Origin of the sequence: Paenibacillus albiflavus (assembly GCF_004344915.1) — a bacterium.
GTDB lineage: Bacteria > Bacillota > Bacilli > Paenibacillales > NBRC-103111 > Paenibacillus_AM > Paenibacillus_AM albiflavus.
In genome coordinates this window covers 1-11,801 of record NZ_SKFG01000009.1, presented here as the reverse complement: position 1 = coordinate 11,801, position 11,801 = coordinate 1, and the positions used below count along the sequence as shown (strand labels likewise).

Genomic DNA, 11,801 nt, shown 5'->3' with positions numbered 1-11,801 from the left:
CTACATCTCCTCCATACGTTTCACTTTAACTACAGCGCTTGACCGTTCAATAACGATAACATGTTTACCTTCAGCAATGACATCATCTGCCGATGCACTCCAAGTTTCATTACCGATTTTTACAATACCGAGTGAACCTGTCTCTATATCACGTATAACTTCACCTTGCTTGCCTACAAGTTCATCTATGGCATCCTTAAAGCCTTTGGAGTGTCGAACTTTGCGAGTTAGCGGTCTAGTGAATACCGTCAGAACAATAACCACAATTCCACCGATTATGACCTGCCATAAATACACATCAGGAAGGAAGAAAGCGATTGCAGCTGCGACCAGAGCGCCAATTCCTATCCACAGCATGTAGAAGGATAACGTCAGCATCTCGGCAATAATTAATAGAATACCGGCAACAAGCCAAATGATCCACATACTCATACGATCACCACCTTATGCAGTTATTATATGATCCTATACGTATCATACACTACTTTGGATTCGCATTAATATCATTTTTTTCCAAAGGTCGATTATGATTGGATTAATCGCTTAACACAAAGGCAAATGTTACTAGAAAAAGCATGACGGCGATAAATGCAGCATCAAAACGCGAATAGGAAGTTGTATAGTAATAAGTTCTGGATCTGCTTGAGCTCATTTGGAAGCGCTTGGCTTCCATCGCAACGGCAACACGCTGCGCTCTGCGAATGCTTTGGGCAAGCAGAGGAATTGCATATTGACTAAGACGCTGATACCATCCTTTAACTCCTCTAGCATATCGCTTGCCTCTTATTTTCAAAACGTTCGATCGGATGTGGAATTCATCCATTATCATAGGAAGCATTCGGATAGATGCAATGAAGCTGTAAGCAAATTTAGGCGGCATACGGAATTGCTGCATAAGCGCATAGAAGAATAGAATCGGCTTAGAAGTTAGAGCGAACACCATCCCCATCATGCCGCAGCTGCATGTCTTAAGCCCCAGCACCATACCTCGAAAGAAGCTTTCCTCCGAAATGCGAATAAGCCCCCATGTCCACCACATATGTTCTCCCTTCCCGAAGAGAATCATAGATGTTGCCGTTGACATGAAGACAAATAAGAATGGAAGAAGCAATAGCGCTGTCTTTTTCCACGAATACCCACAAAATAAAATTAATACGAGTAAATAGACGATCATCTGATTAAGCGCAAACTCAAAATTACGATTGATTAATGCCACGCATAACAACAGGACAAAAACGATAAATTTAAAGGCGGGATTAACATGGTAGAGCCATGTTATTCTCTGCGGTGTAAAGAACCCCATTCGTACCCCCCCTGCCTGATAACCTAGAATCGATGAGCTGCCCCTCTGAAATTGTCCAAACCCTTGTAGCATAATGCTGAACAATGTGCAGATCATGTGTAACCATTACGATAGCTGCGCCTTCCAGACGCAATCCTTCAATCATTTCCAATATAGCAAATGTATTTCGGGCATCCTGACCAAAGGTTGGCTCATCTAATAGCACTATCTTCTGTCCACCAAAAATCGAAGAAGCAATGCTAAGTCGTCTCTTCTGCCCCATTGACAACTGATACGGATGCCGCTCTCCCAATCCTGCAAGATCGAATTTATTCAGTAGTGCTTGAATATCTCCATTTGAATCATTACCAGAAAGAGGAACATTTGAGCTGGAAAAAGATACTTCCTCATTTACCGAATTCGTTATAAACTGCATTTCAGGATTCTGGAACACGAAAGCAAGCTGACTGGGAACGATCTGCTTCCGAATACGTTTGGTCGTCTGAACGATCTGTTCACCTTCAATTTGATAAAGTCCTTCCGTTCGAAGCAATTGCATCAAAGATTGAAGGAATGTACTCTTACCCGCACCATTAGAGCCAACGATCGCAAGCCATTCTCCTGCATATAGAACAGCTTCAGGAACATGTATTTTTCTCACATCACCGTGGAAACCGCTAAATTCTTGAAGCCTAATGACAGGCTCACGAGTATGCTCTAACTCATTTGCAAGCGCAAGCTCAGCATGATACTGCTGCTGCAAAGCCTGATATTTATCAGAGCTTAAATAATCTTCCCAGACTTCAGGATACCAGATGCCGAATTGGACAAGCTCCTGCTTATTCTTTTGAAAAATCTCATGTGGTACGCCATCCGCAATTATTTCACCAGCGTGATTAAATAGAACGATGCGATCCACTAGGTCAACAATCTGGTCAATTTTGTGTTCTACGATAATGATTGTTTTGGAAGAAGCTATGGATTTAACCGTATTCCAGATCTCCACTGTGCCTTCAGGATCAAGCAACGCTGTAGGTTCATCCAGATAAATGACGTCTGGTTCAAGCAGTAGAATCGAAGCAAGCGCCAGTCGCTGCTTCATCCCTTGAGACAATGTCTGAATTGGGGTGTGTGGGTCTTCCAAAAGGAGGCCAACACTGGCTAAAGCTTGATGAATTCGCTCCTTCATTTGTTCCCGAGGAACAGATAAGTTCTCCAGCACAAAGGCTAACTCTTCATCAACATACGGCATACAGAACTGCGTATCTGGATCTTGGAACACGAAGCCCCAAGACGCAGAACGCTGAATTTCATCATATTTTAACGGTACTTCAATGGAATTAGGAATGATTCCGCTTAACACCTGCAACAAAGTTGATTTACCGCAACCGCTAGGTCCTAGAAGTAGAACCTTTTGCCCTTCAGGTACGGTAATGGAGAGATCCTTGAACATCAAGGAAGCTTCTCCGGGGAACTTAAGACGTAAATTCCTTACTTCGACTACTGCATTCGTATTCATTGCAATCAATCATTCAAAGAAGCATACTCTGACTTCGATACAGGTCTTATTAGCTTCGTGACCCCTGTCTTTTCAAGCGCACGCACCAGTAAGTAGGCGAATACTCCCGCAATTACAAATGAACTAATCATGCGCAAGCCATATTTGTAAACGAGCATCCATAACTCATAATTCGCATATCCATAAGCGAGATCGACTACAAATGAGCCAACCCCTGACATTAAGCCTGCAACTCCAGCAACGATCAAGCTATAATTCCGATATAAGAATAAAGCAAAAATAATTTCGCAGCCAAGCCCTTGTACGATGCCATAAACAAACGTTTGAATGCCCCATTCCGACCCGATTAGCGCAGATACGCTGGATGCAGCCAGCTCAGCAAGCAGTGCAACTCCCGGTTTGCGAATTAATAAGAAAGCGATTGGACCTGCAATAAACCACATACCATAAGTAAGTTGATCTGCTTTTAAAAACAATGGGGATACTACACCATACACACTACCCCAGAATTTGTAAATAAGACCGAATACAATCGCCACCATGACAGTGATCAGAATGTCTGAAAACTTTAATGCTTTGCTCACTTTTTCTTGATCGTTTAACATATTACTCTCCCTTTATCAGCTAAAATTTACATAAAAAAACCGTCTGGATGCACAGACGGTTGAAAAGGGCATATTTCAACACGGTTCTCTACGCTGGCATTATCCAGTTCAGATTAACGGTCAGTAGCGGATTTACGGCTACTTTCTCAGCAAGACTCACTCAAGCTCCCGGCGGTTCTTATGTAATTGACTATACCTTACATCAAATAGGTTCATTTTGGCAAGAGGGTTTATCTGAATTATTGGGAAATGGGAGTTTAATACCCTTTTTCCTCATAGATGATATTCTGCCTAGCGTTGTATTCCCAGCCGTCCGTATTATTATAGCTTTTGAAAATAGATGGTTTAATCCCCTTCGCCATTAATTGCTCGATGACCTCTGCCGTAACCGCCCACATGATATATGCTGCCGAAAGACCAGACGCAGGAATAATTCGAGGTTCCAGTCCTTCTACATCCATCATGGCATCTCCAAGTGGCGCACAGTTGTCGATCACGATGTCCCCAATTTCAAATAATCTTAAACCTGAAGAATGGGTGGACTTCACTTGCGTAGAATAATCAATTGAAGTAAGTGCAATAACGGTCACGCCATATGCCTTGGAAGCCAGGGCCAGGTCGATGACATCCGCTGATTTACCAGAGACTGAACCTATAATCAGTACATCTCCAGGCAGTACGTTCGATGCCCGCAGAATATAGTCGCCGTGCCCTTCCATCGACTTATTCTTATCTCCTGAATCGCGCTTGCGTACAGGATTATCTACTGTGAACGTGTAACGCAGCGGTTTATACAGCATCAGTCCGCCGCCTCTTGTAATTAATTCGTGATCCACAATATGACCCGTATCGAATAAATGCACTGCATTTCCACGTGCTACTGCCTTGGCAATAGCTGTACTCGCTTCTACAATCGCTTCTCTCTGAGTTGTTCTAATCGTCTCCTGAAGCTGCTGAATCCGTTCAAAATAACGATCCATTAGCATTGGATTAGGCTCCCATCTACATATATTTGATTTGACTTTTATATTTACTCAGCATCGTTTGATTGTAGTCATCCCCGCCATCCATATTCGCGCTTACGAATACTGGTGGATCCATGTCCCGTTTAACAAAAATCTCAACAACGTTTGCCACAATGGCATTCAGGATCGCTGCGCCGATCACGGTTGAAGTCGGGCTAACCTTCTCGGTAAATGGAGGAACTTCAATCGCAGCATCTCCATAACAACCACAATTGTCAATCACAATATCACTTACTTCACATAAGCGCTTGCCAGAAGAATGTCTCGATGAGACCTGATTCGAGTAGGCTAAATTCGTAATGGCAACCACGTGGGCACCTAACTGTTTAGCACGAAGGGCTACATCAATCGGAACCCCGTTACGTCCTGAAACGGAATGCACAATGAGAAGATCACCCGCTTCGACGTTCACGCTATCTACGATTAATTGTCCGTATCCTTCCAGTCGTTCCGCGCTTGAAGTAAGTGTGACGGGACGTACATCAAGCGTCAATGCAGGAGCAAGAATCGGATTAATGATGACGAGGCCACCTGTCCGATAGAACATTTCCTGTGCTAGAATACCTGCATGACTACTACCAAAAATATACACATTCCGCTTCTGAAGCGTCGTCTCCACGATTTTCTCAGCGGTCTGCTGAATAGGTCCTAGCTGTGTTTCTTCAACCTCAGTAAGAATGCGATGAATTTCTGCAAAATATTGTTTAGCTAACATGAAGCTACCTTCTCTCTAGGATGATATGTATAAATACTTACTATATTGCTGCGAAAGATGCGATATAAATTCAGGTGTTATCTGTGCATTCCCCTGCAAGTATTGAGCAACTACCCCGCCTACAACAGGTTCGAACAAAGGAACTTGAACTTCTATAGTTGGATATTGTGCGTTTAATTCATTCCGAAAGGAACTCAGCATACCCTCGCAACCCTTCCAAACGCTCCCAGCAATCATAATAGGAGTAGATCTAGTGGCTGGCATTTGTTCCAAAATTACCTTAGTCTGCAATGCTAATAAGGCACCTGCTTGTTCAAAAATACGGATCGCGTGCTCATCCCCGCTTAATGCTGCCCGAGCAACAAGGATGGATACAGAGGCAATTTTATTGCGTGGTTTATCCGTTTGATACACACAATCCAGAAGCTCCTGCTTATTGCTGCAGCTCCATTCCTGCTCCACCAAATCTCGAATTACCGTTCTTTCGCCTCTATGTTCATATTCTCTCAGGACTGCATTGATCCCTTCTCTTCCGATAAAGCAAGCGCTTCCTTCATCTCCGAGCAGGTTCCCCCAGCCGCCAATATGCCGCCAATCTTCATGATCTATCTGAAAAACCCCTGAACCGGTACCTGCAAGCACAACAACACCTTGCATACATTGCAGACCAGCGAGAAGACTCATGAGCCCTTCGTTTAGATGAACAATTTCGGCAACCTCGACTCTCTCTTGCAGCACCTTTAATACAAGATCCGCAGAAGCTGGCATCGTGATATATACGCGATTAAGCACTTGCACATCCTGACTAAACAAGCATTCATCCAGACATTTGTGAATCGTCTCCAGAATTTCTTCTTGCTTCACATAATTAATCGATTGCCCCCTACCACTAGCGATCAGATTATACTGCTTGTCAAAAAGAACTCCTGCAAGCTTCGTTCCTCCTCCATCTAGACTAAGGCAATACTCCACACATCTTTCACCTGCCTTATAACAATAATGTGAAATTTGATAAAAAAAAGAATGATTGGTTGTAAACGCAATCATTCTTAGGCCTACAAATGCCTCCAGATTAGCCTCTTGCGCCTTGACTTTCCTTCATATTCATAAATACATTAAAGGCAAATGCAATGATGCCTAGAATAGCAAGCGAACCGCCAATCGGGATTAATGGAAATGTAGTGATATCTTCAATTTTTAGATAGAGGCCAATAACCATTACAGGCAATCCGATATTATGAAGCCAAAAATGAGTAACACCTAATTTACTCGTACCTGCTGCAGGAAATAAGCAATACATAAGGCCAGCTAGCCCAAGTGATGCCCAACCTAGAAGATTAATGTGAGCGTGTACGCTTGCCAAGTCGAATAATTCCGCCATACCAATGTACATTCCAAAGCAGACACCAATCACTAAATAGACAACAGCAATTCGCAGCCAGACGATACCTTTCATCCGCATGCCTCCCACTTAATTAATTCATCATGAATTTTTTAGTTCCTTCATTACTTTCTATATGCACAATTAGTATCATGCATGTTAGTTTCTTTAGGAAGTGAAGCCAATAAATTCAGTACCACAGCAAATAAGGATGACTGCATAAACAGCAGCCATCCTTATTTTAAACATCGTTAATTCGAAAACAAATCATTCTTCTTACGTCCTGCATGTCCATCGGCTTGCATAAAGTATTCACGCTTAATAAACTTCTGAATCGCTTGCTGATCAGGCATCCATACCCAGCGCTCAATCTCTGATTGCGAGCGATGAGCTCGAAACGCCTTCAGCTTCTGATCCAAATATCCGCTAATATCAATTTCGGTAATTTGTTCTGGCATGTATCCAAATTTCTCAGGATTCAGCTTTAAACGCTCACCAATGGAGATGAAATACAGCGATGATTGCTTACCTGAAATATGCGGAAGTTTGTTCACCTGCTTATACGCCGCAGTACAGAACTTCCCTATCGCGCAATGATCAGGATGCCCCCCGTAGCGTTCATGGAAGGTTAATACAACATCTGGCTGAAGCTCTCTCATCACTTCAGCAATCTGCTCAATCATATACTTCTCATCGGCAAATTCAACCATCTTATCGATTAAGCCCATATATCGAAGGTCCGTAATGCCTAGCGCTTTACATGCTTCTTCAAGCTCCCGTTCCCTCACCTTATACATCGTTTCTCTTGTTACACTGGGCGGAATCCCAACTCTTCTACCCATTTCACCCTTCGTTGCACAGACGAGTGTTATTTGAACCCCTTCAGCAGCATACTTCGCTAATGTTCCACCACAAATAAATGACTCATCATCTGGATGAGCTAATACGAGCAATATTCGGCGACTTCCCATCCTTTATACCTCCTCACCGAACAGAAACGGCTTTAAACTAAGCTCGAATGCTGTCATGATCCGTCCCTGATCGTCATGGCCTGCAATCAGAAGCCTTCCTTGTTCATCGATCTCATAGTCGGTTAAATTCTCCATTCGAATCCAACCCTCATTCTCTGTACGCAGCGCTATACGATATGGACCGTCGCCTGCAATATAAGTTTGTATAATTTGAACCGATATATTTCTTAGAAATCCACCAGGAATGACTTCCGCGTGTATATAAGCCTTCTGTCCTTGATAAGTTTCTAAAGCAAGCCCAACAGCCTTCTTATCAATCTTCTGCAATGGTTTCATCCCCTCTTCGAATATGCGATAATCGAATTATATCATAATTAGAACAAAATTCATTTTCAACAAATGGATATTTGTGCATACTTAATTATAAGGCAACTATACCGATCTTATATACACAAGGAGCTTCTAGAATGGCTAACGTAGACGCAAGTGCATTAATTTTATTACTTTTTGCTGGTTTGGGTGTCATAAGCAATAATATGACAGTCTCCATTGCCATGATTATCTTACTGTTTCTTCGAGTTACGAACCTGCATCAAACTTTTCCATGGTTAGAGAAATACGGCGTTACAGTTGGAATTATTATTTTGACAATTGGCGTCATGACACCGATCGCAAGCGGACGCATCTCATTGCAATCTGTTCTTCAATCGTTCATCCACTGGAAATCACTATTAGCCATCGGGATTGGCGTACTCGTTTCCTATTTAGGCGGCCGAGGAGTAACGCTGATGGGTAACGACCCCTCCATTATTTCAGGGCTTCTAATCGGAACCTTAATTGGTGTAGCAGTATTCCGTGGCGTACCAGTCGGCCCATTAATTGCTGCAGGAATATTATCGATGTTAATTGGTGTAGGCAAATAAATCTTATACCGCCAAAAAAGGCTGCCCCGTAGAATCATCTACTCTCGGGGCAGCCAATCTTTTTAAAAGAACACTCGCTGGATAAACCAGAATCCTCCAACCAAAATGATAATTGAAGAAGTAAATACGACCGCATGCTTATACGATGCAAATTTACGAAAATAAATCAAGATCGGCAGAACGATCGCAACGATGGTTAACTGCACAATTTCGATTCCGACGTTAAAGCTGATCAAAGATATGGCTAACTGCTTGGTTGGTATGCTCATTTCCTTAAGAATATCTGCAAAGCCCATACCATGAATAAGTCCAAATGCGAATGTAATCAACCATCTGTATTTAATCTGCTGTCGGAGCATATTCTCCGCAGCGACATAGCAAATACTGAAGGCAATTGCGGGCTCCACAATATATCCAGGTAAATCAACCCAGCCAAGCACAGCCAAAGTCAATGTAATGCTATGCGCGATTGTGAATGAAGTAATAATACCTGCGTACTGTTTAAACGTCTGTTTACCCAAAAGTAAAGCGAAAATGAATAATAGATGGTCAAATCCAGATAAAATATGGTTCATGCCCAATTTGATAAAGGACCACCAATTAGTCGACACTTCCACTCCTCCGCTAGGCTCAGCAGATGCCCCTGCTTGCTCAGCTGTTCCAGCACCTTCAGTAACTCCGCTTTGTGAATCGGTCCCCTGCTCTTGCGTGTTAATGTTGTAAATCATCGTCAAAACCCGATCTTGACCCTGAAGCACATTAGCCGTCTTCTGGTTCCCATAGTCGATGGTTACGAAGTTTGCATAATTGGCACCATTATCTCCCCGGCTAAAAAAGTTATCTTTAATCGAAAAGGTCTGACCCTCTTCTAATTTAGGAAGCTTAAGATCGAATACAACGAAAGGCTTGTCTTTCACATTCTCCAAGCTTGTGCTTAGAATCTCATACTTCGCTTGCTGATTATCAATTTCCACAGTTAAATTCTGATTGATCCAGTCCTTTAAGCGTGAATCCCCTTTTTGCAGCTGTTCCTGATCTATCTTCACATTTACACCCGTTAGCTCTAGCTCTTCTCTTATCGTTAGCTCATCAAACGAAATTTGATATTCTGTTCGGTCTGGGCTAAGCACTAAAGTCGAATAGGCAACGCTATAGGCATGTGCTTCTGCAACACGGGATAAAGGTAACATAACGAGAATGAAACTTATTAGAACAACAACCATATCGCGACAAAGCTTGGCTAAGCTTGTCGGCTTGATATGGCTTTGACCAGGTACATAATTCAATTTTTGGCCCTCCTTGATTAAGAGTAAAGACTGGAAATAGCTATTCGCTACGTCCAGTCATTACCTGACCTCTCCATACTCACATTTTACTTCATATGGTTTAGCAGATTAACAATAACCATCGCTGCTTCCGCTCTTGTTGTATTTGCTTGAGGGGAGAATGTATGATCTGCATATCCTTTGATTAAACCTAATTGAGCTGCCGCATGAACAGCTTGCAGCGCCCACGGTGCGGTTTGCGTATCATCAGCAAATGTAGCCAATGAATGACTTGGCAATGTATCCCTGTGATTTATTCCATAAGCTCTCATTAACATAACAATCATTTCTTCTCTTGAAATATTGGCTTCTGGATTAAATCTGTTATCTCCTGTCCCTGAGACAATTCCCGCCTCAGCAGCAGCAAGGACAGCTTCTGAATACCATTTATCTGTTGAAACATCCACAAACGTAGACTTACCTGTTGATTGGAGATTAAGCATTCTGACTAACATAGCTGCAAACTCCGCTCTAGATACTTCACGATTCGGTTCATACAACTGTTCTGAAGTACCACTAACGATATGTTTCGCTGCTAATTCCTGAATAGCAAGGTTCGCCCAATGTGATTCGCTAACATCCGCATACACTTTATGGTATTCCATCAAAGCATACCTGCTTAAATGATGGAGTTCTACTATGAATTCGCCATTTATGATAGTGCCGCCGATATAATCAGGCTTACCTGAACTGTTGATGTAATAGAAGCCCATAAGCCTCGGATTCATTAATGGATCCATCTTCAGTTTAACGGTCATTGGCGAAGGAAGCTGCGTCACTTGATCCGGTTGCTTGCCATTCTTGTTAAGAATCAATTGGATATCGAAAGCCTGAGATGTAGCTTTATACGATTCTCCATCCGAATGCTTCAACTCGTTAAGCAAGTTAGCTAATTGCATCTGGGATAATTGATTCACTTTAATGCTTACTGTGCCAGATTTCAGATCCGCTTGTGACAATTGGCTTGCAAGCTTATTCATCAAGTCAGAAGAAACGACAAAGGTAATTTGGTCTAATATGATCTCAAGATTCCTTCCCGAGAATAAATTCAATGTTCCAGCCGAAAATTGAATTTCAGTAATCACACCATGAATCGTTAAGGACGGATTATCTTTCTTGAGACTATCTACCAATTCTTTGCTTTTTACAACGTAAACTCCTGGATTAGCAGGCGCGCTCGAGCCTCCACTGTTCATCGGACCGCTAGGACTAATGTCAACTGGTGATTCTGGTTCTGGATCAGGACGATTCACATTAACCGTTACCAAGCTTGTTGCCTCAAATCCTCCGTCAAGAGTCGTTACTGTAATGATCGCTCTACCAGATGAAACTGCCTTAACAACGCCATTCTGATTAACTGTCGCTACCCCAGCATTGCTCGAATTCCAAGTGACTGCCTTGTTGGTTGCGTCCGCTGGTAGTACAGTTGCGTGCAATTGCACACTTGATCCTACGTTAGTTAATGTTACTTCCGATCGATCTAACTCTACGCCCGTTACATCGATTGGCGTAGTTGATCCTTCTTCTACCGTTACTGTACTTGTCGCTATAAGTCCTCCATCGTCTGTCGTTACCGTGATAATAGCTGTACCTTTACTTACTGCCGTTACCTTACCATCTTCGTTCACTTTTGCAATTCCTTGATCGCTTGTACTCCAAGTTACTGCCTTGTTGGTTGCATCCGCTGGCTCAATTATGGCATTCAACTGCACGGATAATCCTTTACCTGGTATCGTCACTGTTGGTTGATCAATTGCTACATCTGTTACTGCGATTGGAGAAGTTGTTCCTGCCTCTACCGTTACTGTACTTGTCGCTGTAAATCCTCCGTCGTCTGTCATTACCGTGATTACAACTGCACCTTTACTTATCGCTGTAACAAAGCCATCCTGATCTACTGTCGCTACCATTTCATTGCTCGAAATCCATGTGACAGCCTTGTTGGTTGCATCCACTGGCAATACAGTTGCATGCAATTGCTTGGTTGACCCGATGCCAGTTAATGTTAAATCGGTTTCATCCAGCTCTACGCCTATTACTGAGATTGGAGAAGTT

13 protein-coding genes are annotated in these 11,801 nt (G+C 42.7%); 1 reads left to right on the top strand and 12 read right to left on the bottom strand.

Features of this window, described 5'->3' with window-relative positions; genetic code table 11:
• From E0485_RS10340 to E0485_RS10295, 10 genes are all read right to left on the bottom strand, one after another.
• Entirely contained in the window at positions 1-432 is a 432-nt protein-coding gene (locus E0485_RS10340; protein WP_132417965.1) for an NfeD family protein, read from the bottom strand.
• Positions 433-535: 103 nt separating this feature from the next.
• Positions 536-1,303, bottom strand: a complete 768-nt coding sequence (locus E0485_RS10335; protein WP_132417964.1) for an energy-coupling factor transporter transmembrane component T family protein — start codon at positions 1,301-1,303, stop codon at positions 536-538.
• The gene (locus E0485_RS10330; protein WP_235857526.1) at positions 1,257-2,735 is read right to left on the bottom strand and encodes an ABC transporter ATP-binding protein; all 1,479 of its coding nucleotides are present in this window, start codon (positions 2,733-2,735) and stop codon (positions 1,257-1,259) included. Before E0485_RS10330 ends, E0485_RS10335 begins: the two co-directional genes overlap by 47 nt.
• 71 nt (positions 2,736-2,806) lie before the next feature.
• Positions 2,807-3,406 (bottom strand): ECF transporter S component, encoded by a 600-nt coding sequence (locus tag E0485_RS10325; RefSeq protein WP_132417962.1) that lies wholly within the window; start codon positions 3,404-3,406, stop codon positions 2,807-2,809.
• Between the two features lie 257 nt (positions 3,407-3,663).
• Complete coding sequence (locus tag E0485_RS10320) at positions 3,664-4,392, bottom strand: sugar isomerase domain-containing protein (RefSeq protein ID WP_132417961.1); 729 nt, start codon at positions 4,390-4,392, stop codon at positions 3,664-3,666.
• Between the two features lie 16 nt (positions 4,393-4,408).
• Positions 4,409-5,146: a sugar isomerase domain-containing protein gene (locus E0485_RS10315; protein ID WP_132417960.1), complete on the bottom strand. Its 738-nt coding sequence runs from the start codon at positions 5,144-5,146 to the stop codon at positions 4,409-4,411.
• 15 nt (positions 5,147-5,161) lie between these two features.
• A complete protein-coding gene (locus tag E0485_RS10310) occupies positions 5,162-6,118 on the bottom strand; it encodes a BadF/BadG/BcrA/BcrD ATPase family protein (protein WP_165921144.1) in 957 nt (318 codons plus the stop codon).
• Positions 6,119-6,218: 100 nt separating this feature from the next.
• A complete protein-coding gene (locus tag E0485_RS10305) occupies positions 6,219-6,602 on the bottom strand; it encodes a cytochrome-c oxidase (RefSeq protein ID WP_407944843.1) in 384 nt (127 codons plus the stop codon).
• 176 nt (positions 6,603-6,778) lie between these two features.
• Positions 6,779-7,498 carry a PIG-L family deacetylase gene (locus E0485_RS10300; RefSeq protein WP_132417957.1) on the bottom strand — a complete coding sequence of 240 codons (720 nt, stop codon included), beginning with the start codon at positions 7,496-7,498 and terminating at the stop codon, positions 6,779-6,781.
• A 3-nt stretch (positions 7,499-7,501) separates the two neighbouring features.
• Entirely contained in the window at positions 7,502-7,834 is a 333-nt protein-coding gene (locus tag E0485_RS10295) for a DUF1806 family protein (RefSeq protein ID WP_132417956.1), read from the bottom strand.
• 131 nt (positions 7,835-7,965) lie between these two features.
• Here E0485_RS10295 and E0485_RS10290 point away from each other — a divergent pair, with 131 nt between their 5' ends.
• Positions 7,966-8,421: a DUF441 domain-containing protein gene (locus tag E0485_RS10290; protein WP_132417955.1), complete on the top strand. Its 456-nt coding sequence runs from the start codon at positions 7,966-7,968 to the stop codon at positions 8,419-8,421.
• A gap of 62 nt (positions 8,422-8,483) precedes the next feature.
• Here E0485_RS10290 and E0485_RS10285 read toward each other — a convergent pair whose 3' ends face one another.
• Positions 8,484-9,707, bottom strand: a complete 1,224-nt coding sequence (locus E0485_RS10285; protein WP_132417954.1) for a HupE/UreJ family protein — start codon at positions 9,705-9,707, stop codon at positions 8,484-8,486.
• A gap of 86 nt (positions 9,708-9,793) precedes the next feature.
• The coding region (locus E0485_RS10280; RefSeq protein ID WP_207910959.1) for an Ig-like domain-containing protein at positions 9,794-11,801 on the bottom strand (2,008 nt) is incomplete at its 5' end.

Coding starts and splice junctions, on each gene's coding strand:
- E0485_RS10340 (WP_132417965.1), bottom strand. CDS start 432: ATGAGTATGTGGATCATTTGGCTTGTTGCCGGTATTCTATTAATTATT.
- E0485_RS10335 (WP_132417964.1), bottom strand. CDS start 1,303: ATGGGGTTCTTTACACCGCAGAGAATAACATGGCTCTACCATGTTAAT.
- E0485_RS10330 (WP_235857526.1), bottom strand. CDS start 2,735: ATGTTCAAGGATCTCTCCATTACCGTACCTGAAGGGCAAAAGGTTCTA.
- E0485_RS10325 (WP_132417962.1), bottom strand. CDS start 3,406: ATGTTAAACGATCAAGAAAAAGTGAGCAAAGCATTAAAGTTTTCAGAC.
- E0485_RS10320 (WP_132417961.1), bottom strand. CDS start 4,392: ATGCTAATGGATCGTTATTTTGAACGGATTCAGCAGCTTCAGGAGACG.
- E0485_RS10315 (WP_132417960.1), bottom strand. CDS start 5,146: ATGTTAGCTAAACAATATTTTGCAGAAATTCATCGCATTCTTACTGAG.
- E0485_RS10305 (WP_407944843.1), bottom strand. CDS start 6,602: ATGAAAGGTATCGTCTGGCTGCGAATTGCTGTTGTCTATTTAGTGATT.
- E0485_RS10300 (WP_132417957.1), bottom strand. CDS start 7,498: ATGGGAAGTCGCCGAATATTGCTCGTATTAGCTCATCCAGATGATGAG.
- E0485_RS10295 (WP_132417956.1), bottom strand. CDS start 7,834: ATGAAACCATTGCAGAAGATTGATAAGAAGGCTGTTGGGCTTGCTTTA.
- E0485_RS10290 (WP_132417955.1), top strand. CDS start 7,966: ATGGCTAACGTAGACGCAAGTGCATTAATTTTATTACTTTTTGCTGGT.